18 protein-coding genes are annotated in these 20,004 nt (G+C 67.7%); 9 read left to right on the plus strand and 9 right to left on the minus strand.

Annotated elements, in window-relative coordinates:
- Nucleotides 1–88 precede the first annotated feature (88 nt).
- A complete protein-coding gene (locus tag AC5P8Z_RS03990) occupies nucleotides 89–2,845 on the plus strand; it encodes a TonB-dependent receptor (protein ID WP_286071175.1) in 2,757 nt (918 codons plus the stop codon).
- A 214-nt stretch (nucleotides 2,846–3,059) separates the two neighbouring features.
- On the opposite strand, the gene AC5P8Z_RS03995 is transcribed toward AC5P8Z_RS03990, so the two are convergent.
- A complete protein-coding gene (locus AC5P8Z_RS03995) occupies nucleotides 3,060–4,673 on the minus strand; it encodes an alpha-glucosidase (RefSeq protein WP_495228197.1) in 1,614 nt (537 codons plus the stop codon).
- A gap of 215 nt (nucleotides 4,674–4,888) precedes the next feature.
- Here AC5P8Z_RS03995 and AC5P8Z_RS04000 point away from each other — a divergent pair, with 215 nt between their 5' ends.
- Complete coding sequence (locus AC5P8Z_RS04000) at nucleotides 4,889–5,887, plus strand: polyprenyl synthetase family protein (RefSeq protein ID WP_099560398.1); 999 nt, start codon at nucleotides 4,889–4,891, stop codon at nucleotides 5,885–5,887.
- A 76-nt stretch (nucleotides 5,888–5,963) separates the two neighbouring features.
- On the opposite strand, the gene AC5P8Z_RS04005 is transcribed toward AC5P8Z_RS04000, so the two are convergent.
- Nucleotides 5,964–6,755 carry a dienelactone hydrolase family protein gene (locus AC5P8Z_RS04005; RefSeq protein ID WP_495228200.1) on the minus strand — a complete coding sequence of 264 codons (792 nt, stop codon included), beginning with the start codon at nucleotides 6,753–6,755 and terminating at the stop codon, nucleotides 5,964–5,966.
- A gap of 137 nt (nucleotides 6,756–6,892) precedes the next feature.
- Here AC5P8Z_RS04005 and AC5P8Z_RS04010 point away from each other — a divergent pair, with 137 nt between their 5' ends.
- Entirely contained in the window at nucleotides 6,893–7,486 is a 594-nt protein-coding gene (locus tag AC5P8Z_RS04010; protein WP_295565492.1) for an SMI1/KNR4 family protein, read from the plus strand.
- Nucleotides 7,487–7,573: 87 nt separating this feature from the next.
- On the opposite strand, the gene AC5P8Z_RS04015 is transcribed toward AC5P8Z_RS04010, so the two are convergent.
- The 4 genes from AC5P8Z_RS04015 to AC5P8Z_RS04030 form a co-directional block, all read right to left on the minus strand.
- Nucleotides 7,574–8,107, minus strand: coding sequence for a hypothetical protein (locus AC5P8Z_RS04015; RefSeq protein ID WP_495228202.1), 534 nt, complete (start codon nucleotides 8,105–8,107; stop codon nucleotides 7,574–7,576).
- A 127-nt stretch (nucleotides 8,108–8,234) separates the two neighbouring features.
- Nucleotides 8,235–9,644: a UDP-N-acetylmuramoyl-L-alanine--D-glutamate ligase gene (gene murD / locus AC5P8Z_RS04020; protein ID WP_495228204.1), complete on the minus strand. Its 1,410-nt coding sequence runs from the start codon at nucleotides 9,642–9,644 to the stop codon at nucleotides 8,235–8,237.
- Nucleotides 9,625–10,977, minus strand: coding sequence for a UDP-N-acetyl-alpha-D-muramoyl-L-alanyl-L-glutamate epimerase (gene murL, locus AC5P8Z_RS04025; protein ID WP_295565489.1), 1,353 nt, complete (start codon nucleotides 10,975–10,977; stop codon nucleotides 9,625–9,627). Before murL ends, murD begins: the two co-directional genes overlap by 20 nt.
- A gap of 76 nt (nucleotides 10,978–11,053) precedes the next feature.
- Complete coding sequence (locus tag AC5P8Z_RS04030) at nucleotides 11,054–13,648, minus strand: bifunctional aspartate kinase/diaminopimelate decarboxylase (protein WP_495228206.1); 2,595 nt, start codon at nucleotides 13,646–13,648, stop codon at nucleotides 11,054–11,056.
- A gap of 75 nt (nucleotides 13,649–13,723) precedes the next feature.
- Here AC5P8Z_RS04030 and AC5P8Z_RS04035 point away from each other — a divergent pair, with 75 nt between their 5' ends.
- Together AC5P8Z_RS04035 and AC5P8Z_RS04040 are read left to right on the plus strand one after the other, a co-directional pair.
- Complete coding sequence (locus AC5P8Z_RS04035) at nucleotides 13,724–14,596, plus strand: PhzF family phenazine biosynthesis protein (RefSeq protein WP_495228207.1); 873 nt, start codon at nucleotides 13,724–13,726, stop codon at nucleotides 14,594–14,596.
- Between the two features lie 91 nt (nucleotides 14,597–14,687).
- Nucleotides 14,688–15,566 (plus strand): PhzF family phenazine biosynthesis protein, encoded by an 879-nt coding sequence (locus AC5P8Z_RS04040; RefSeq protein ID WP_295565486.1) that lies wholly within the window; start codon nucleotides 14,688–14,690, stop codon nucleotides 15,564–15,566.
- 99 nt (nucleotides 15,567–15,665) lie between these two features.
- Here AC5P8Z_RS04040 and AC5P8Z_RS04045 read toward each other — a convergent pair whose 3' ends face one another.
- The gene (locus AC5P8Z_RS04045; RefSeq protein ID WP_164137267.1) at nucleotides 15,666–16,097 is read right to left on the minus strand and encodes an OsmC family protein; all 432 of its coding nucleotides are present in this window, start codon (nucleotides 16,095–16,097) and stop codon (nucleotides 15,666–15,668) included.
- A 371-nt stretch (nucleotides 16,098–16,468) separates the two neighbouring features.
- On the opposite strand from AC5P8Z_RS04045, the gene AC5P8Z_RS04050 reads away from it, so the two are divergent.
- The 4 genes from AC5P8Z_RS04050 to AC5P8Z_RS04065 all read left to right on the plus strand — a co-directional run bounded on the left by AC5P8Z_RS04050 (nucleotide 16,469) and on the right by AC5P8Z_RS04065 (nucleotide 18,750).
- The gene (locus AC5P8Z_RS04050; RefSeq protein ID WP_010483539.1) at nucleotides 16,469–16,867 is read left to right on the plus strand and encodes an HU family DNA-binding protein; all 399 of its coding nucleotides are present in this window, start codon (nucleotides 16,469–16,471) and stop codon (nucleotides 16,865–16,867) included.
- A 295-nt stretch (nucleotides 16,868–17,162) separates the two neighbouring features.
- The gene (locus tag AC5P8Z_RS04055) at nucleotides 17,163–17,471 is read left to right on the plus strand and encodes a DUF3861 family protein (protein ID WP_286071163.1); all 309 of its coding nucleotides are present in this window, start codon (nucleotides 17,163–17,165) and stop codon (nucleotides 17,469–17,471) included.
- A gap of 51 nt (nucleotides 17,472–17,522) precedes the next feature.
- Nucleotides 17,523–18,071 carry a hypothetical protein gene (locus AC5P8Z_RS04060; RefSeq protein ID WP_495228209.1) on the plus strand — a complete coding sequence of 183 codons (549 nt, stop codon included), beginning with the start codon at nucleotides 17,523–17,525 and terminating at the stop codon, nucleotides 18,069–18,071.
- A gap of 82 nt (nucleotides 18,072–18,153) precedes the next feature.
- Nucleotides 18,154–18,750, plus strand: a complete 597-nt coding sequence (locus AC5P8Z_RS04065; RefSeq protein ID WP_495228211.1) for a YceB family lipoprotein — start codon at nucleotides 18,154–18,156, stop codon at nucleotides 18,748–18,750.
- 75 nt (nucleotides 18,751–18,825) lie between these two features.
- On the opposite strand, the gene AC5P8Z_RS04070 is transcribed toward AC5P8Z_RS04065, so the two are convergent.
- Nucleotides 18,826–19,368 (minus strand): type 1 glutamine amidotransferase domain-containing protein, encoded by a 543-nt coding sequence (locus AC5P8Z_RS04070; protein WP_286071160.1) that lies wholly within the window; start codon nucleotides 19,366–19,368, stop codon nucleotides 18,826–18,828.
- A 127-nt stretch (nucleotides 19,369–19,495) separates the two neighbouring features.
- Nucleotides 19,496–19,963: an SET domain-containing protein gene (locus AC5P8Z_RS04075; protein ID WP_012479369.1), complete on the minus strand. Its 468-nt coding sequence runs from the start codon at nucleotides 19,961–19,963 to the stop codon at nucleotides 19,496–19,498.
- Between the last annotated feature and the right edge of the window lie 41 nt (nucleotides 19,964–20,004).

The raw sequence follows: 20,004 nt of genomic DNA on the forward strand, positions 1-20,004 counted from the left end.
CGGCGACGACAGCGGCCACCGCGTCGCACGTTCACGGCACCACCGGAACGCTCACAGATCGATCTACAACATTGCCTGGGAGGGGAAAATGTTGAACCACAAGCGCAGTGCGCTGAGTCTCGCGCTGGCCGTTGTGCTGGCGCCCACGCTGGCGTCGGCACAGTCCACGCAGAGCACCACCACGCCGGCCGGCACCGCCGCCACCAACCTGGATACGGTGCAGGTCACCGGCATCCGCCGCGGCATCGAGAGCGCGATCGCGGTCAAGCAGGACGCCACCTCGGTGGTCGAAGCGATCTCCGCCGAGGATATCGGCAAGCTGCCCGACGTCAGCATCGCCGAATCGATCTCGCGCCTGCCCGGCCTGGCCGCGCAGCGCGTGGCGGGCCGTGCGCAGGTGATCAGCGTGCGCGGCCTGTCACCGGACTTCGCCACCACCCTGCTCAACGGCCGTGAAGTGGTCAGCACCGGTGACAACCGTGGCGTCGAGTTCGACCAGTACCCGTCCGAGCTGGTCAATGGCGTGACCGTGTACAAGACCCCGGATGCCGCGCTGGTGGGCCAGGGCCTGTCGGGCACCATCGACATGCAGACCGCGCGTCCGCTCAGCTTCGGCGAGCGCGTGATCGCGGTCAGTGGGCGCTACCAGAAGAGCTCGCTCGGCCGTGCCGCCAACGTCGATCCCTACGGCAATCGCTTCAGCGCCAGCTACATCGATCAGTTCCTGGACAAGACCCTGGGCATCGCCATCGGTTACGCGCACAGCGACATGCCGATCCAGGAGAACCAGGTCGGTCTGTACGAGCCGTGGACCACCGAGCACACCGACAAGGGCGACCGCCCGGGCGTGGGCGCAGGCACCTATTTCTCCGACGGCATCAAGGCGCTGCGCCGCACCGGCAACAACAAGCGCGACGGCGTGATGGCCACGATCCAGTTCCGGCCGAACAACAGCTGGACCAGCACCTTCGATGCATTCCACACCGAAGCCGAGCAGGTCGATACCGCCAACCAGTTCGAGCTCAACCTGAGCAACTACAACGGCAATTACACCCCGGGCCTGCTGGTCAGCAACCCGCAGGTCAACGCCAATGGTTCGTTCACCGGCGGCACCGCCAGCGGCGTGTACCCGCTGGTGCGCGGCATGTACAACAAGCGCAAGGACAAGATTGATGCGTTCGGCTGGAACAACGAGTTCAACTTCAGCGGCGTCAAGCTGGTCGCCGACCTGAACTACTCCAAGGCCACGCGCGATGAGCTGAACCTGGAAAACAACCTGCAGCTGACCCCGATGCCGCAGCTGGATACGGTCGGCGTGTCGATCCGCCAGAACGGCTTCTCGCAGATCAGCCCGGGCCTGAACTACTCCAATCCCGATGCGCTGTTCCTGACCAACACCATCTATGGCTCCGGCTACGGCAAGGTGCCGCAGGTGGAAGACCGCCTGAAGGGCGGCAAGCTGGCCGCGACGATTGCGCTGCCCGAGGCCATCGCTTCGTGGGCGCCGGATCTGGACATCGGCGTGAACTACGCCGACCGCCGCAAGGTCAAGACCCAGTCCGAAGGCAACATCCTGCTCGGTGCACAGGGCGATGCCAACATCGCCTCGGACCTGCAGTACCGCCCGGTCGACCTGAGCTTCGCCGGCCTCGGCACCATCCCGGCCTGGAACGTGCCGGCCGCGGTCGGTCGCTACATGACCTTCAACCCGGTCGACAACCTGGACTACCTGATTCCCAAGTCGTGGACGGTGCAGGAAAAGATCACCACCGCCTGGGCGCGCCTGAACATCAACACCGACATCGGCGTGGTCGGCGTGCGCGGCAACATCGGCGTGCAGATGCAGCACACCGACCAGAGCTCGGATTCGCGCTACTGGGACAGCTCGCAGCCGGCTGGCAGCAACATCCAGCCCTACTCCGCTGGCCGCAAGTACAACGACTGGCTGCCGAGCTTGAACCTGGCCTTCATGTTCCCGCACCAGCAGACGCTGCGCTTCGCCGCCGCCAAGCAGGTCGCACGCCCGCGCGTGGACCAGATGCGTGCCGGCCTGGAATTCGGCGTGGATACCGGCACCGGCCGCCCTGGCGGCAGTGGTGGCAACCCGTTGCTGGACCCGTGGCGCGCCACCGCACTGGACCTGTCCTATGAGAAGTACTTCGGCGAGAAGGCCTACGTGGCCGCCGCGATCTTCTACAAGGACCTGAAGAGCTACGTCTACACCCAGTCGGTCGACAACTATGACTTCACCGCACTGCTGGGCAGCTACGTGCCGCCGCCGGGCATGACCGCACCGGTACTGACCACCGGCACCTTCTCCGCGCCGCAGAACGGCAAGGGCGGTACGCTGAAGGGCCTGGAACTGACCGCGTCGTTCCCGCTGGAGATGCTGACCGACACCCTGCGCGGCTTCGGCGTGCAGGCCAGCGCGACGTTCAACAAGAGCGACATCACCATCCTGGATCCGGAAAGCGCGTCCAGCGTGGGCACCGATCCGATCAGCCTGCCCGGCCTGTCCAAGCGCGTGTACAACTTCACCGCGTATTACGAGCGCAGCGGCTTCGAGGCACGGGTGAGCCAGCGCCGCCGCTCGGACTTCATCGGTGAGATCGGCAACTTCAACGGCAACCGCAGCCTGCGCTACGTGGTGGGCGAAAACGTGACCGATGCGCAGGTCAGCTACACCTTCAGCGACAGCAGCGCCCTGCGTGGCCTGACCCTGCTGCTGCAGGGCAGCAACCTGACCAACGAGCCGTACCGCACCTACGCCGGCAGCAAGGACCGTCCGCTGGAGTACATCGAGTGGGGCCGCACCTACATGCTGGGCGTGAACTACAAGTTCTGAGGTCGCGCCGGGCCCTGCCCGGCGCCCCCGGACCCGGCGGTGCCGGCCGCTGGCCGGCAACAGGAAACAGGGAGCAGGACCGGAAACCCGCTGCGCAGGCAGCGGGTTTTCTTTTGCGCGAAGGCTGGCCGTTGGTCGTCAGGGCGCCGCCCACAAAAAAGGGACGGGGCGCTTCGGCCCCGTCCCCGCAAGTACCGCCACCGGAGAAAAACGGTCAGCTGCGTCGGGCGCAATACACCGCGCGCGGCGGCAGCTGGAGTTCATTGCCCTGCACCGTGCCCGCATCCGGGCCCGGCACCTCCACCTGCTGCCAGTTGCCCGGCGGCAGCGGATGGCACACCGCCTCGGCCGACAGGTTGAACGCCAGGAGGAGGGTTTCATCTGCAAGCATACGCTCGAACAGCAGCACTGGCTCGGTACTGTCGATGAACCGGATGCTGCCATGCAGAAGTGCCGGCTGACTGCGCCGCCAGGCCAGGAATGCCCGGAACGCGGTCAGCACCGAGTGCGGGTCGCGTTCCTGCACGGCCACCGCCGCCGCCCGGTGCTCGGCCGGAATCGGCAGCCACGGCTGGCCGGACGTGAAACCGGCCAGCGGCGCATCGGTCCACGGCATCGGCGTGCGGCAGCCATCGCGGCCCTTGAAGTTCGGCCAGAAGGTGATGCCGTAGGGGTCCTGCAGGGCCTCGAACGGCACCTCGGCCTCGGCCAGGCCCAGCTCCTCGCCCTGGTACAGGCACACCGAGCCGCGCAGCGAGCACAGCAGCGCCACCAGCATCCGCGCCAGCCGCGGGTCGGCCGGGTGCCCGCCCCAACGGCTGACCGCCCGCTCCACGTCGTGATTCGAAACCGCCCAGCACGGCCAGCCTTCGGTCATCGCCGCTTCCAGGCGGGAGACCGTGTCGCGGATGTAGGCCGCGCTGTAGTCGTCCACCAGCAGCTCGAAGCTGTAGCCCATGTGCAGGCGGCCGTCCCGGGTGTACTCGGCGGTGGTGGCCAGCGAGTCCTCCGAGGAGATCTCGCCCAGGCTCACCGCGCCCGGGTACTCGTCCAGCAGCGCGCGCAACTGCTCCAGGAAGGGCAGGTTCTCCGGCTGGGTATTGTTGTAGTAGTGGTACTGGTACGCGTACGGGTTGTCCGGGCTGAAGCCGCGGCCCACGCGCTTGTCGGCGGGTTTTGGCGGGTTGTCGCGCAGCTGCGCGTCGTGGAAGCAGAAATTGATGGCGTCCAGGCGGAAGCCGTCCACGCCGCGGTCCAGCCAGAAACGCACGTTGTCCAGGGTGGCCTGCTGCACGTCCGGGTGGTGGAAGTTCAGGTCCGGCTGGTCGACCAGGAAGTTGTGCAGGTAGTACTGCTCACGGCGCGGCTCCCACTGCCAGGCGCCGCCGCCGAACAGCGACAGCCAGTTGTTGGGCGGGGTGCCGTCCTCGCGCGGATCGGCCCACACGTACCAGTCGGCCTTCGGATTGCTGCGGTCCTGGCGGCTCTCGCGGAACCAGGCGTGCTCGATCGAGGTGTGGCTCAGCACCTGGTCGATCATCACCTTCAGGCCCAGGCCGTGGGCCTTGGCCAGCAGCCGGTCGAAGTCGTCCAGGCTGCCGAACAGCGGGTCGACGTCGCGGTAGTCGGCGATGTCATAGCCGAAGTCGGCCATGGGGGACTTGAAGAACGGCGAAATCCAGATCGCGTCCACGCCCAGCGCGGCGATGTGGTCCAGCCGCTCGATGATGCCCGGCAGGTCACCCACCCCGTCGCCGTTGGCATCGATGTAGCTGCGCGGGTAGATCTGGTAGATGACGGCTCCGCGCCACCATGGATAGTGCGACATCGACAGCCCCCCTCCGGGCATGCAGGGCCCACCGGAAGCGGGCCTAAATCCTGTTCCGGCAAGCTTAGCGGTGGCCTCCGGGGCATGGCGCAGCCTGCATACGTATTCACGCTGGCCGCTGGCGTGACGGCGCCGCAGCGGCGTGCCAGTCCGGTTTGCGCCCGGAGTTCACGGGCAACGCCTATAATCAACGGTGAGCCTGAAAGCCTGATCGCATGACCATCACCGAAGACACCCGTCCCGCCCTGGGCCTGCCCCAGATCCAGTCGCTTGCTGCGGCCGACATGGCCGCCGTCGACGCCCTGATCCGGCGCCGGCTGTCCTCGGACGTCGTGCTGATCAACCAGATCGCCGATCACATCATTTCCGCCGGCGGCAAGCGCCTGCGCCCGATGCTGGTCATGCTGGCCGGCCATGCGGTCGGTCAGGCCGGCCCGGATCACCACCAGCTGGCGGCGATCATCGAGTTCATCCACACCTCCACCCTGCTGCATGACGACGTGGTGGACGAATCCAGTCTGCGCCGTGGCCGCAGCACCGCCAACGCGCTGTGGGGCAATGCACCGAGCGTGCTGGTCGGCGACTTCCTGTACTCGCGCAGCTTCCAGCTGATGGTCGAACTGGAGCGCATGTCGGTGATGCAGATCCTGGCCGATGCCACCAACCGCATCGCCGAGGGTGAGGTGTTGCAGCTGCTGCACGTGCACAACCCCGATACCGACGAAGCCGCGTACCTCCGCGTGATCGAGCGCAAGACCGCGGTGCTGTTCGCCGCCGGCACCCGCCTGGGCGCGCTGGCCAGTGGCGTGGACGAAGCCAAGCAACAGGCCCTGTTCGACTACGGCATGCACCTGGGCTACGCGTTCCAGATCGCCGACGACGTGCTGGACTACTCGGCCAACGCCGACGAGCTGGGCAAGAACCTGGGCGATGATCTGGCCGAAGGCAAGGCGACGCTGCCGCTGATCCACGCGATGGCCCACTCCGACGACGCCACTCGTGAGCGCCTGCGCACCATCGTGCAGGACGGCGACGCCTCGGCGATGCCGGAGGTGCTGGCGGCGATCCGTGCCACCGGCGGCCTGGAGTACAGCCGCGCGCGTGCAGAGGAATATGCCGAAGCCGCCGAGCGTGCGCTCGATGGCCTGGGCGAGAACGACGCGGTCGCCGCCCTGCGCGGCCTGGCCCGCTACGCGGTGCAGCGCTCGCATTGATGGATGCGTGCCGACCGTTGGTCGGCACTGAAGCATCGGTAGTGCCGGTCGCTGGCCGGCACTACCACTGCACGAATCAGCGTTTTTCGAAGCGCTCCTCGAAGAACTCATCCAGCGCCTTCCATGCGCGCTTGGCCGCCCGTTCGTTGTACTGGCAGCCCGGCGGGCTGTTGGCATCACGCTCCGCAAAGCAGTGCACCGCGCCGCTGTAGTTGGTGAATTCCCAGTCGACCTTGGCCGCGTTCATTTCCCTCTGGAAACCGGCGATGTCCTCGGCGGTCACGCTCTTGTCGTCGGCACCATTGAGCACCAGTACCGACGGGTGCGTCCCACCGGCCTGCGCCGGCAGCGGCGAACCCAGCCCACCGTGCAGGCTGACCACACCGGCCAATGGCGCACCGGCACGGGCCAGTTCCAGCACCGTGGTGCCGCCGAAGCAGAAGCCCACCGCACCGATCCGGCTGGCATCCAGCGGCACCTTGCCGGCCTGCGCCTTGAGCACGTTCACCGCCTCCAAGGCCCGCGCACGCAGCACCGGCCGATCGTTGCGCAGCTTGGTCGCCACCGGCCCCGCCTCCGCATCGGTCTTCGGCCGCACGCCCTTGCCGTACACATCGGCCACCAGCACCACGTAGTCGTCGCCGGCCAGCTGCTTGGCCTTCTCGATGGCCGATTCGTTCACACCCTTCCAGTTCGGGACCATTACCAGGCCCGGGCGCTTGTCATGCTCGCCGTCGTCGTAGACCAGCACACCACTGAAGGTCGTTCCCTCGTGCTTCCACTCCACCGGCTGCGTCTTCATTGCTGCCCAGGCCGGCATCGCCGCCAGCCCCAGGATCACCGCCACACCGCATCGCCAACGATTCATGCGCCTGCTCCGCAAGAAAAAGGGGACGGAGGGGATCAAGCCGTATTCGCCCCTCCCGCGTCGCATTCTGCATTGGCGGCGTGGCGCAGGTGTGGTTGGATACGACTTGATCCCCTCCGTCCCCCTTTTTTTGCCGCATGAATCTTGTTGATCGCTTTCTGTCTGGCCTGAATTCGCGCCTGCCTGCTGACGATGCCCGGCAATGGGCCCACGTGCAGGGCGCAAGCGCCGAAGACCTGCAACGCCTGCGCGCGCAGTGGCCACAGGTGCCGGACAGCCTGGTGGAACTGCTGTCGCGCGTGGATGGCACGCACTTCCGCGAGTATCCCGATGGCGAGGTCTGCGTGCTCATGCTTGGCTCGGACGTCGAGGACGGCGGCTATCCCTACTACCTGCGCTCGGTGGCACAGATCTTCGAGGACCAGCAGCAGTGGGACGACACCATCCGCTCGATCTACGAAGAGTGGCTGGATGACGAACCGGAGATCCTCGGCGACGGCATCGACGCCGACGTACCGATGAGCCGCCGCCTGTGCTTCTCGCACTGCATGAACAATGGCGGCACCTCGATGCTGTACCTGGATTTCGATCCGGCGCCGGGCGGCACCGTCGGCCAGGTGGTTCGCTACCTGCATGATCCGGACAGCTACGCGGTCATCGCGCCCAGCTTTGATGCGTACCTGCAGCAGCTGATTGATCGCGATTACGCGTTCTTCGACGAAGACGAATGAGGGCAGCCGAGCGTGGGCTCGGCTCCACAGTAGAGCCACGCCATGCGTCGATGAATGTCTCCGCAGGTTGCCGGCCAGCGGCCGGCACTACCCGCGCCCGATCCAATGCAACGTCCCCGGCTCAAATGCCAGCAGATGCGCCGCCGCCAGCGACTTCCGCGCCCAGCGACGTTCTGGCGGCGCCGGCTGCCGCGCACTCACCGCGCCATCGTAGTCGCGCACCAGCAGGCCGATACGTCCTGCACCAGCCTGCAGCAGCGCATCGATGCGCTGCAGCCAGTGGCCAGCATCATGCAGGGCTTCCTCGCGACGCACCTGTTGATCGTGTTCATGACGCGCCAACTGCTCGGCCAGCGCGCGGGCGATCTTCGCCTCGCTCCAACCCTTCTTCCGCCAGCGTTCGGCATCGCCGTTCCACACCGACCCGGCCCGCGCCGACGCCAGCGCCGTGCCGCAATCACAGTGCGCGGCACTCAGCCACGGCTGCCAACCGGGGCCGACGACCGCCTGCAGGCTGGGCGAATCCTGTGCGAACAGGCGCCGGCCGCTGCGCTGCATGATCGCGGCGGCCGTATCGTGGGCCAGCGTGGTGGGCAGGAATATGGTGATGAAGGTGCACATCGGGCTTCTCGAATCCGTCCGTGAATGCGCCGATGATAGATCCACGCCGCGCGTGGATGGTGCGCGAGGGTCCCGCTGGGGTGAGAGCCCTTTCCTGCGGAAAGGGATCCGACCCCGGGCCCGCGGATCACCCGATGCCCAACCCCGGAATCGCGCTGATGCTGTCCGGGTCGAACCCGGCCAGTTCGGCGAAATGGCGGCCACGCGCCACGTAATCGCGGTAGGCACCAAAACTGGGCGCCCCCGGCGACAGCAGCACCACCCCGCCCTGCGCACCGAGCGCCGCGCGTGCAAGCGCCATCGCCTCGGGCAGGTCGCCGGCGGCGTGCAGGCCGAAGCGGCCGGCATCGGCCAGCGGCTGCAGCATCGCGTGGATGCGCGGACCGTTGCTGCCCATGGTCACGATCTCCACCGGCGGCACGTCATGCGCCATGTGCTGCATGAAATCGGTCCAGTCCAGCCCACGATCGTGCCCGCCCACCAGCAGCGCGATGCGCTGGCCGGCGAAGCATTCCAGCGCGGCCAGGCTGGCATGTGGCGTGGTGCTGATCGAATCGTTGACGTAGGTCAGGCCATCGGCCACGCCAATGCGCTGCAGGCGGTTCGGCAGCGGGCGGAAATCCTGCACCGCCGGTGCCAGCGCCACCGCATCCAGGCCCAGCGCTTCCAGCGCGGCCAGCACCGCGCACAGGTTGCCGCGGTTGTGACGGCCCGGCAGCGGCGTGTTGCGCGTATCGAACACCGCCTGCTCGGCGCGATGCACGATGTCACCGCGCATGTGCCAGCCCTGCGGCTGGTTGAACCAGACCACCTCGCTGGCAGGCAACGACAGCGCGGCCAGGTGTGGATCGGCGGCGTTGAGCACGGCAATGCGCGGTGCGGCTTCAGTCACCAGCCGCAGCTTGTCCTCGATGTAGCGCTGTTCGCTGCCGTGCCAGTCCAGGTGTTCCGGGAACAGGTTCAGCACCACGGCCACCTGCGGGCGGGCGCCACTGCGGGCCACTTCACCGGTCTGGTAGCTGGACAACTCGACAGCCCAGTACGCGGGCGCCGGCTGCGGGTCCAGCACTTCCAGCAGCGGCAGGCCGATGTTGCCAACCAGGCCGGTGCGATGGCCGGCGGCGCGCAGCAGGTGCGCGACCAGCGCGGTGGTGGTGCTCTTGCCCTTGGTGCCGGTCACGCACACGGTGTCGTGCACGATGCCATCGTCGGCCGCGTGTTCGGCGAACCACAGCGCGGTGCCGCCGATGAAGGCGGTGCCCTGCCCTGCGGCCGCCAGCGCGATCGGCTGGTAGGGGCTGATACCGGGCGATTTGATCACTACGTCGAACGCGGCCAGCGCCTCGGCGCTCGGTTCACCCCGCACGTCCAGCGCGCCCTGCGTTTCCGCACGCGCGGCTTCGGCTTCAGCAGCCGGGCAGAACAGGCTCAGGCCAAGCGTTGGCAGGCGCTCACGGAGCACCGCAAACGCCGCGCGGCCCTCACGACCCCAGCCCCACAGCGCAACGCGCTTTCCCTCAAGCGTCGAAATCTTCACGCACCCTTTCCCACAGCGCAGCCGGAACACGGTGCTCGCCCTGCAGCTGGAGCAGCGGAGCCAGTTCCAGTTCGGCGGCATCCAGCTGCGGCTGGATCTCATTGCAGAAGCGCTTTACCAGCACGTCCTCCTTCCACTCCGGGCGCTGCGCCAGGGTCGCCATCGCCGCACGCGATTCGCGGCCTTCGCCGACGCACTCGAACGGCTTGTGGTCCTGGAACTCCAGCAGCGCATCGAAGCCACCGGCCTGTTCGGCATCGTCCAGCAGGTTGCGGCCGAAGATGCGCACCAGGCGCGTCTTGGGCATGAACGGGGCCAGCGCCAGGAACACAAAGTGGCACTTCGGGCAGACGCCGCACCAGCGGTTCACCGGGCGCTCGCCGAGGATGTGGAAGTTGCGGTTGCAGCTGGAGAAATGCGCGTCGTAGAAATCGGTCTTGGCGAACTGGCGGGCCACCGCCAGCTCCGACATCGGGCGCAGCAGCGAGTAGTACTGCAGGTCTGCCGCCACGTGCTTCTGCACGTGGCTGCCGAACGCCTGCTCGAACGCCCAGCCCTTGGACCACTGGTGGTTCACTTCGCCGGTGCCCGGAATCTGGCTGCCGTAGCTGGCCGAACGCTCGTTGGAGAACACCACCTGATCCACGCCCTGCAACAGCGCGGCCAGCACCATGATCGCCGAGTTCACCGCGGTGACCGGGATATGCCCGTTCCACGCGCCCTGGCGGTTGAGCTCGAACAGTTCCGGCGCCAGCGCGCGGCCCAGGTTCAGCGTCGGCAAACCGGTGCGCTCGGCGCAGGCGCGGATCAGCTGCGAACCACCGATCCAGGTCACCGTTTCGTCCACGCCGGCACGGCGCAGCGCTTCGATGCTGACCAGCGAATCCTTGCCGCCACCGATGGCCACCAGCGCATGCGCCTGCAGGCCCAGCACCGGGGCCTGCACCGCTTCGCCCTGCACCGGCAGGCGGAAACGCCCGCGCAGGTTCAGGCCGTTGCGGTAGGCGAATTCGCCCAGGCCGTTGAGGTAGACCGTCTCCACCAGCGCCGCGGTATCGGCATCGATGGCATAGCTGTCGATGCTGACCGTCTCCGGCACGCCGGCCTTGTAGTAGCTGACACCGGCAATCAGGTGCAGCAGCTGCAGCGCACGCTGCACGGCGGCGGCACGCGCCTCGTCCAGCACGAACGGGGCGCCCGGCACGGTGATGGTTTCCACCATCTCCGGGCCGTCATCGAAGGCGTAGACCAGCTTGGCCACGCCAGTTTCCGCGGCGAATTCGCAGCGGACGAAGCGGAAGCGGGAAACCTGGTGTTTATCGAAAGCAGTCATGGTGTATCCGGTCAGGCACGGGCCCGCGCAGCTGCGCGGGGCGTGTCGGTGGGCGGGTGCAGGGCGCGGGTGGCGATCACTCGATCACGTCTTCGCGCGGCAGCATCCGCTGGTTGTAGGTGTTGGCCATCGAATAGCCGTAGGCACCGGCATCGGCGATCAGCATCACATCGTCCGGCGCGGTCGACACCGGCAGCTTGCGGCGCTTGCCGAACACATCGCTGGATTCGCAGATCGGGCCGACCACATCGAATGCCGCCTCGGCGTAGCCGCCCTGGCGGCTGAGGTTCTCGATGTCGTGCCAGGCGTCGTACAGCGCCGGGCGCATCAGTGCATTCATGCCGGCATCCAGGCCGACGCGGCGCACGCCGTCCTTTTCCACCACCTGGGTGGCGTGGGTCAGCAGCACGCCCGATTCGGCCACCAGGTAACGGCCCGGCTCGATCGCCAGGCGGAACGCAGGATGCAGCGCTTTGACCTCGGCCAGACCCTCGGCCCACGCATCCAGGTCGAACGGTTCATCCTCGGCGGAATACGGAATCGGCAGGCCGCCACCGATGTCGATGGTCTGCACGCTGCCGATGCGGCGGGCGAAACCCGCCAGCTCATCGCACATCAGGCGCCAGTGCTGCGCGGTTTCCACGCCGCTTCCCAGGTGCGCGTGCAGGCCGACCACGCGGCTGCCCAGATCGGTGGCCGCGCGCACGAACTCGTCAACGCGGGCGATCGGCAGGCCGAACTTGGACTCCTTGCCGCCGGTGCGGACCTTGGCGTGGTGGCCTTCGCCACGGCCCAGGTCGACGCGCAGCCACAGCTCGCGGTTGCGGAACAGGTCCGGCCAGCGCTGCAGCGCTTCCACGTTGTCGACAGTGACGGTCACGCCGAGCGCGAATGCGGCTTCATACTCGCTGCGCGGGCAGAAGCTGGGAGTGAACAACACGCGCTTGGGCGAAAGTTCCGGCAGGTGCTGGAACACGTGCTTCAGTTCGCCGTGCGACACGCACTCCAGGCCGAAGCCCTCGGCTTCCAGCAGCTGCAGGATGGTCGGGTGGCTGTTGGCCTTGATCGCGTAGTAGCGCTGGTCGATCGGCTTGATCGCGGCCAGCGCGCGGGCGCGGGCGCGCACGGTCGGCAGGTGGTAGACATAGCGCGGCGTGCCGGCATCGGCCAGCTGCAGCAGGTGCGCGCGCTGGCCACGCCACCACGGCGTGCCACGCGGGCGCACGGTGCCGGCGATCTCGCGCCAGCGCGGGCCGAACACTTCGGTCTCTTCCACCGGCATCGCACCGCTGTCGATCAGCTCTGCATGCAGGATCGGCAGCAGGCCATCGGCATCGGCTTCGTCGATGACGAAGGTCAGGTTCAGGTCGTTGGACGACTGCGAGATCATGTGCACGCGCTCGCGGCCGAAGGTGGCCCACACGTCCGACAGCTTGTGCAGCAGCGAACGCATGCCACGGCCGACCAGGGTGATGGCAGCACACGGCACGATCACCTTCACCTTGCAGATCTGCGACAGGTCGGCCGACAGCGCGGCCAGCACATCGGTGTTGACCAGGTTCTCGGACGGATCCAGCGACACAGTGACGTTGGTCTCGGCCGAACCGATCAGGTCCACTGACAGCCCGTGCTTCTTGAACAGGTTGAACACATCGGCCAGGAAGCCGACCTGCTGCCACATGCCGATGCCTTCCATCGACACCAGCACGATGCCGTTGCGACGGCTGATCGCCTTCACCCCAGGAACCGGTGCGGCGCTGCCATCGATGCTGGTACCCGGCAACTCCGGGCGCTCGGTATCGAGGATGGCCATCGGCACGCCGGCATCGCGGCACGGCTTGATCGAGCGCGGGTGCAGCACCTTGGCGCCGGTAGTGGCGATTTCCTGTGCTTCGTAGTAGTCCAGGCGGGTCAGCAGGCGCGCGTCCGGCACATCCTTCGGATTGGCGCTGAACATGCCTGGCACGTCGGTCCAGATCTCCACGCGGCTGGCGCCGAGCAGCGCGCCGAAGTACGCCGCCGAGGTATCCGAACCGCCGCGGCCGAGGATGGCGGTACCGCCATCGGCATGCCGCGAAATGAAGCCTTGCGTGATCAGCAGGCGGGTCGGCTGCGCGCGAAAACGCTGCATCCACTCCGCGTCAGCGCGCCACTGGCAGTTCACCGACAGCCGCTGCGACCAGTCGCTCTGGTTCGGCTGCGGCGGCATCGCGTCCAGCCACTGGCGGGCATCCATCCAGCCCATGTCCAGGCCCGACGCGCGCAGGTAGGCCGCACCCAGCGTGGAGGACAGCAGCTCGCCCTGGCCCAGCACGTCGGCCTGCCAGTCCAGCGGACGGGTCGAGGCGCGCGCGTCGTCCAACAGGCCCTGCAGCGCCGCCAGGCGCTCGGCCAGCACTTCGCGGCCCAGGCCCAGTTCAACCAGGAAGCCCTCGTGGCGCTCGACCAGCGCGGCCACGCGGTCGCGGCTGTCCGGCGCGCCATCGGCGATCGCGGTCAGTTCGTTGGTGACCCCGGACAGCGCCGAAACCACCACCAGCACGCGTGAGCCGGTCTCTTCCGCACGTTTTTTCGCCAGCTTCCCGATCGTGTCCCAGCGATGACGACGCGACACCGAGGTGCCGCCGAACTTCAGTACGATCCAACGATCGACAAGGGGGGAAGCTGACATGGATTGGCTATGTAGAATGTGGGGAAGCCGCCCTCGGGGGCGGAACCTTTGATTCTAAGCGCAATATCCCCGTAGATGGCCGTCCTTCGTTACCTGCAGCTCGATGTCTTTGCCCCCCGCCCCGGAACCGGCAACCCACTGGGCGCCATCCTGGACGCCGACGGGCTCTCCAGCAGCCAGATGCAGGCCCTGGCTGCCTGGCTGAACCTGTCCGAGACGGTGTTCTTCCTGCGCCCCAGCGCGCCCCGCGCCGACTACCACATCCGCATCTTCACCCCGACCCGCGAACTGGCGTTCGCCGGCCATCCCAGCGTCGGTGCGGCCTGGGTGGCGGTGACCCGTGGCCTGGCCCGGCCGCGCGACGGCGCGTTGGTCCAGCAATGCGCGGCGGGGCTGCTGCCGGTACGGATGAGCGGCCCGGCCGAGGCACTGCAGATCCAGCTGGCCAGCCCACCGGCGCGGCAACTGGACACAGCGGCCGGCACCGCACCCGCAGCGCTGCTGGCGTTGGCTGCCGACGGTTGCGCACCGGAACTGTGGGACAACGGCGCACGCTGGTGGCTGCTGCCGCTGCGCGATGGCGCCGCCGTGCGCAGCCTGGTGCCGGACATGGCCGCGCTGGCCGCCTGGAGTCTCGCCACCGACGCCACCGGCATGGCGGTGTTCGCCGACGAAGCCGGCACCGACCACACCCGCGTGGTGCGCGCGTTCTGCCCCGCCGACGCGCCGAGCGTGCCGGAAGACCCCGTCACCGGCAGCGCCAATGCGCTGATCGGCGCCTGGCTGCGGCAGCGCGATGCCCTGCCCGGCGGCGAAGGCCGCTACGTGGCCAGCCAGGGCCGCGAAGTGGGCCGCGATGGCCGCGTGCAGGTGCAGGTCGACGCGCAGGGCACGGTGTGGATCGGCGGCCAGGTGCAATGCGTGATCGACGGCAGCATCCATTGGTAGCGCCGCCCCACGCCGGGCGAACGCAGCACACGGACGCCGGGCATGGCCCGGCGCTACCGTATCCCCTCTCGTTTTACGGAGTTTGCCCCCTATGACCACCCGCCGTTTCCTGCAGCTGGATGTGTTCTCCCCGCGCGCCGGCGCCGGTAACCCGCTGGCCGTGGTACTGGATGCCGAGGGCCTGGATGACGCCAGCATGCAGGCCATCGCCCGCTGGACGCGCCTGCCCGAAACCACCTTCGTCTTTTCGCCGCAGGCACCCGGTGCCAGCTACCGGCTGCGCATGTTCAGTCCGCAGAAGGAAGTGCCGTTCGCCGGCCACCCCAGCGTTGGTACCGCGCATGCGGTGCTCCAGACGGGCCTCGCTACACCGGTCGAGGGCGTGCTGGTGCAGGACGGCATTGCCGGTGCGCTGCCGCTGCGCGTCAGCGGTGAAGGCGCGCAGCAGCGCATCGCCATCCGCACCCCGCGCGCGCAGCTGGCCGAGACGGCCGAAGCCACCGACCCGCGCCTGCAGGCCGCGCTGAAGGACTGGCCGCTGGGCACGCTGCCGCCGGCGCGCATGCAGGGCGGACGCAGCTGGTGGGTGGTGCAGGTGGCTGATGAAGCCGCATTGCGCGCCCTGCATCCGGACTGGAACGCGGTGGCTGCACTGGCCGAGTCCACCGACAGCATGGGCGTGTTCGCCTATGCCTTCAGCGATGGCAGCGAGGGCTTCGATCTTGCAGTACGTGCCTTCGTCGGCAACGGTCGCCGCTTCGAGGACGCCGCCTCAGGTGCTGCCAATGCGGTGCTGGCCGCGTGGCTGGACCTGCGCGATGCCCTGCCGCGCGGCCGTGCACCGTTCGAAGTCAGCCAGGGCCGCGAAGTCGGCCACGATGCGCGCCTGACGCTGCTGGTCGATGAGGATGGCGAGGTCTGGTCAGGGGGACAGGTGCAGACGGTGATCAGCGGCACTCTTGATTGGTAAAGGGACACTGTAGCGCCGAGCCCACGCTCGGCTGCTCCTCGGCCAGATCACGGGACCTGCAGAAGCCGAGCGTGGGCTCGGCTCTACAGATGCGCCGGCTCAACCCAGCTCGGCGTCCAGGCTGATCGGCACCGCGCTCAGCGCCTTGGATACCGGGCAGTTCTGCTTGGCGTCATCGGCAATGGCACGGAACTTGGCCGCGTCGATGCCCGGCACCACGGCCTTCACTTTCAGCCGGATCTGCGACAGCTGCGGGCCGCCTTCCAAAGACAGATCGACCTTGGCTTCGGTATCCAGCGAGGTCGGGGTGAAACCGGCTTCGCCCAGCTTGGCCGACAGCGCCATGGTGAAGCAGCCGGCATGCGCGGCAGCGATCAGTTCTTCCGGATTGGTGCCCTTCTCGTCGCCGAAGCGACTGTTGAAGCCGTAGCGGGTCTTGTCCAGCAGGCCGCTCTGCGGCGTGCTCAACTGCCCCTTGCCCGACTTCAGATCGCCTTCCCAGTGCGCGGTGGCGTGTCGCGAGATTCCCATGTGCTGCTCCTGCGTGGCGGTGATGAACGATGACCCTGCCACGGGACGCGTTAGCCCTGCGTCGCTCCGCCGCACGCCCCGCGTCCACCCGACCGCAGGTACGTGGACACTTCCTGGCCAGCGGGAAACGCATTTCCCCCTTGTTTTCAGTAGTTTCGCGCATCCCCCCGATTGCGGAGCGCTGCCGGCCAGCCGCGTCCCAGCACCCCCATCCCCCACCGCCGGCCATGTACTGAATCGGCCTGGATATGAAAAAACATGCACTTTCCGCGCTTCGGGCTATTGGCGGCGCCCGAGAGTTGCCCTACATTGCGCTTGCCGACGGGGTTCGGCGCCGACCAAACAACCAACCGTTCACGGAACAGGAAACCATGGCAAAGACCGCTAAGAAGGCTGCCCCGAAGAAGGCAGTGAAGAAAGTCGCGACGAAGGCAGCCGCCAAGCCGGCCGCTCCGAAGCCGATCAAGGAAGTGCTGACCAAGTCCGGCCTGGTTGCACACATCGCTGAAGCCTCCGGCGTCATCGCCAAGGACGTCCGCGCTGTGCTGGCCTCGCTGGAAAGCGCCGTCGCCTCCTCGGTGCACAAGAAGGGCGCTGGCTCCTTCACCCTGCCGGGCCTGCTGAAGATCACCACCGTCAATGTGCCGGCCAAGCCGAAGCGCAAGGGCATCAACCCGTTCACCAAGGAAGAGCAGTGGTTCGCCGCCAAGCCGGCCACCACCAAGCTGAAGGTGCGTCCGCTGAAGAAGCTGAAGGACGCCGCGCTGTAAGCGCGCGCCCCAACGCAGATTCCGACGGGACGGCTCTGGCCGTCCCGTTTTTTTTGCACGCGTCCGGCAGTGGATCCACGCCATGCGCGGACGTGCCGCCACGGGGCAATCCGCAACACAGCGTTGCCGCATACTGGGAAATTCCCGCTCAGGCCCGTCGCCATTAGCCGGGCGCGGCCTGGGCAGGCCCCGGAACGCACCGGGTGGAACACTGCGTGCAGCGGCGGCCATCGCCGCCGGCCGCGGCCTTGCCTATGGTGGGCACATCCTCCACTGCTACGGCGAGCATCCCCTCATGGCCAGCCCCTCCACCCGCTACCGGATCTCGGTGACCCCCATCGAAAAGGACGGGTTGCAGTGCACCGGGCGCTGCACCATCGAACTGGAACACCGCGCCAGCCGCGACCTGATGCGCCTGCTGGAAGCGGCACCGCGCACGGCCGGCCTCAGCGGTGACGAACGCGCGACGCTGGTCATCGCCACCCAGCTGCTGCGCGATGTCGTGCAACGCCATGCCGAAACCGACGGGCACGCGTTGGCCGCCATCGCCGGGCAGGTGCTGCCCGTACTGGACGCGCTGGAACAGTTGCCCTCCTCCCGCTGATACCCGCGCAGCCGATACACTGCCTCCTCCACGTCGCCTCGGGGAGGAGGCATGCGCAGGACCCTTTTCCTGATCGCGCCCCTGGTGCTGCTGGGCTGCTCCAGGCCCGCTGCAGCGCCAGAGGTTGCACCATCACCGGCTGTCTCCAGCAACGGAACACAGGCCATCGCCGGTACCGACGCGGCGTTCGTGCAGGCACCGGCGATCGATCCACTGTTTGCTGCGGTCGACGCCGACGCCGACGCCGACGCCGACGCCGAAACACCGTCGGTGATGCTCAACCGCTACGTGATAGCGCTGCTCAACCGCAATCGCAGTGCCAGTGACGCAGCCTGGGCATTCCCACCCGCTGACCCGCGGCACGCAGACGATGCCGCACTGCGCCAGCTGCAGGACGTGCGCACGCTGCGGCTGGACAGCGAGCCCCCTGTGGCGCGCGATGGCCAGCAGCCCCCCAGGCTGCTGGAAGTGCCTGTGCGGATCCGCGCGGTCACCACGCAAGGTACTTTCCGCTTCCGCGGCTGGTACCGCGTGCAGCCCAGTGCTGATGGCCGCGCCTGGCAGATCCAGTCGGCGCAACTGCGGCCAACGCTGGACTGAACCGTTGCAGCGGCATGCACGCGCGATTCAGCCGCCCCGGCTACTCTTTCCTTCATCCATTCCCTGTCCAGCGGTCACCGCCATGCGCCTGCGTTCCCTGATGACCCGCCTCGCCGCCTCCACCGTACTGATCGCCGCCGCGATCGGCGCGCAGGCTGCCCCTTCCATTTCCGGCCGCGAACTGTCGGTCGGCGCCAGCGATGTGCAGCAGTATCTCGACGGCAGCTTCCCGCGTACCCAGGATGCGCTGGGCGGGCTGATCGCACTGACCATGAGCCACCCGCAGCTGAGCCTTCCTGCCGGCGAACGCCTGAACCTGGGCATGGACGTGGCGCTGGCCACTGCCGGTGGCAACCCGGCCAAGCTGGGAACGGTGAAGCTGAGCAGCGGCCTGCGCTACGACGCGCAGACCCAGGGGTTCCACCTGCAGCAGCCGAGCGTGGATGACTTCACCCCGGCCAACCAAGGCGGTCGTCTCGACTCGCGCACCCGCGGTCTGCTCAATGCCTGGCTGAGTGACTACGCCCAGCGTGAGCCGATCTACAAGCTGGACCCCGCCGTGGCCGGCATGCTCGGCGCACTGCAGGTGCAGTCGGCACAGGTGAAGAACGGCAAGCTGGTAGTCACCTTCAACCAGAACCTGGGCAACCTGGCGCCGGCGGGCCTCCTCGGCAAGTGATGGGCAGTGCCGGCCGCTGGCCGGCACCCCGGTTATTGCATCTGCCGGCCAGCGGCCTGCCCTACCAGCAACGCATCACGCAGCCAGCGCGTTGACCACGGCCTCGCTGAAGGCCGGAATGTCATCGGGCTTGCGGCTGGTGATCAGGTTGCCGTCCACCACCACCTCGGCATCGCGCCAACGTGCGCCGGCATTGGCCAGGTCCTGCTGCAGCGACGGCCATGAGGTCACCTCGCGTCCCTTGGCCAGCCCGCTGTTGATCAGCAGCCACGGCCCATGACAGATCGCGGCCACCGGCTTGCCGGCATCGGCCACGCTGCGGATGAAGCCCAGCGCCGCCTCGTCGGTTCGCAGGGTGTCCGGGTTGATGACGCCGCCCGGCAGCACCAGGGCATCGAAGCGCCCGGCATCGGCCTCGGCCAGCGCCAGGTCCACCGCCACTACGCCGCCCCAGTCCTTGTCCTTCCAGCCCTTGATGCTGGCCTCCTGCGCAGGGGAGACCACGGTGACGATCGCGCCCTGCGCTTCCAGCAGGCGCTTGGGTTCGATCAGTTCGGACTGTTCAAAGCCGTGGGTCGCGAGGATGGCGACCTGCTTGCCGGCGATACGCTGTGCCATGTCGTGTGCTCCAGTGAGGGAGCACACAGGGTCGGCGAACGACCATTGCACGGCGGTGACCCGATCGTGCACGGCAGGTGGAGAGGCCCGGTCGTGCCGGCCAGCGACCGGCACGACCCGATACCGGTCAGCGCTTGGGCTGCAGCATCGTGCCGGTGCACTTGGGCGAGCCGCAGCGGCACTCCCAGATCTTCTTCAGCTTGGCGGTGTGGCGTTCGGCCAGGGTGATGCCGTAGTTGTAGGTCAGTTCCTCACCGGCCTTGATGTCCCGCAGGGCTTCGATGAAGACCTTGTCGCCACGGCTGTCGCCGTCCTCGTCTTCCTCGATCACCGCCTCGCAGTTCGGATCGCAGCTGTGGTTGATCCAGCGCGCGTCGTTGCCCTTGTAGTTGGCGTCGATCACCCAGTCGTCGTTGAGGGTGAACAGGAAGGTATGGCCACTTTCGACGTCGCCGCTGTCATCGGCATCAACGTCGCCGTGGCTGCGCAACAGGCCCTTGTACTGGATCACGCGCTCGCCCTGCTTGATCGGGGCCACGGCGAACACGCCGTTGCCATGGATGGCGGACTTGCGGGCTTGGATCTTCTTGGGCATCGGCAAGGGAGGTCTGCAGCGAAAGGAACGTTGATTCTCGC

Source organism: Stenotrophomonas sp. YJH_SMC_17 (assembly GCF_059371655.1).

What these genes read in the sequence shown, in the direction of transcription:
- AC5P8Z_RS03990 (WP_286071175.1), top strand. Translation starts at nt 89, where the DNA reads ATGTTGAACCACAAGCGCAGTGCGCTGAGTCTCGCGCTGGCCGTTGTG.
- AC5P8Z_RS03995 (WP_495228197.1), bottom strand. Translation starts at nt 4,673, where the DNA reads ATGTCGCACTATCCATGGTGGCGCGGAGCCGTCATCTACCAGATCTAC.
- AC5P8Z_RS04000 (WP_099560398.1), top strand. Translation starts at nt 4,889, where the DNA reads ATGACCATCACCGAAGACACCCGTCCCGCCCTGGGCCTGCCCCAGATC.
- AC5P8Z_RS04005 (WP_495228200.1), bottom strand. Translation starts at nt 6,755, where the DNA reads ATGAATCGTTGGCGATGCGGTGTGGCGGTGATCCTGGGGCTGGCGGCG.
- AC5P8Z_RS04010 (WP_295565492.1), top strand. Translation starts at nt 6,893, where the DNA reads ATGAATCTTGTTGATCGCTTTCTGTCTGGCCTGAATTCGCGCCTGCCT.
- AC5P8Z_RS04015 (WP_495228202.1), bottom strand. Translation starts at nt 8,107, where the DNA reads ATGTGCACCTTCATCACCATATTCCTGCCCACCACGCTGGCCCACGAT.
- murL (WP_295565489.1), bottom strand. Translation starts at nt 10,977, where the DNA reads ATGACTGCTTTCGATAAACACCAGGTTTCCCGCTTCCGCTTCGTCCGC.
- AC5P8Z_RS04030 (WP_495228206.1), bottom strand. Translation starts at nt 13,648, where the DNA reads ATGTCAGCTTCCCCCCTTGTCGATCGTTGGATCGTACTGAAGTTCGGC.
- AC5P8Z_RS04035 (WP_495228207.1), top strand. Translation starts at nt 13,724, where the DNA reads ATGGCCGTCCTTCGTTACCTGCAGCTCGATGTCTTTGCCCCCCGCCCC.
- AC5P8Z_RS04040 (WP_295565486.1), top strand. Translation starts at nt 14,688, where the DNA reads ATGACCACCCGCCGTTTCCTGCAGCTGGATGTGTTCTCCCCGCGCGCC.
- AC5P8Z_RS04045 (WP_164137267.1), bottom strand. Translation starts at nt 16,097, where the DNA reads ATGGGAATCTCGCGACACGCCACCGCGCACTGGGAAGGCGATCTGAAG.
- AC5P8Z_RS04050 (WP_010483539.1), top strand. Translation starts at nt 16,469, where the DNA reads ATGGCAAAGACCGCTAAGAAGGCTGCCCCGAAGAAGGCAGTGAAGAAA.
- AC5P8Z_RS04055 (WP_286071163.1), top strand. Translation starts at nt 17,163, where the DNA reads ATGGCCAGCCCCTCCACCCGCTACCGGATCTCGGTGACCCCCATCGAA.
- AC5P8Z_RS04060 (WP_495228209.1), top strand. Translation starts at nt 17,523, where the DNA reads ATGCGCAGGACCCTTTTCCTGATCGCGCCCCTGGTGCTGCTGGGCTGC.
- AC5P8Z_RS04065 (WP_495228211.1), top strand. Translation starts at nt 18,154, where the DNA reads ATGCGCCTGCGTTCCCTGATGACCCGCCTCGCCGCCTCCACCGTACTG.
- AC5P8Z_RS04070 (WP_286071160.1), bottom strand. Translation starts at nt 19,368, where the DNA reads ATGGCACAGCGTATCGCCGGCAAGCAGGTCGCCATCCTCGCGACCCAC.
- AC5P8Z_RS04075 (WP_012479369.1), bottom strand. Translation starts at nt 19,963, where the DNA reads ATGCCCAAGAAGATCCAAGCCCGCAAGTCCGCCATCCATGGCAACGGC.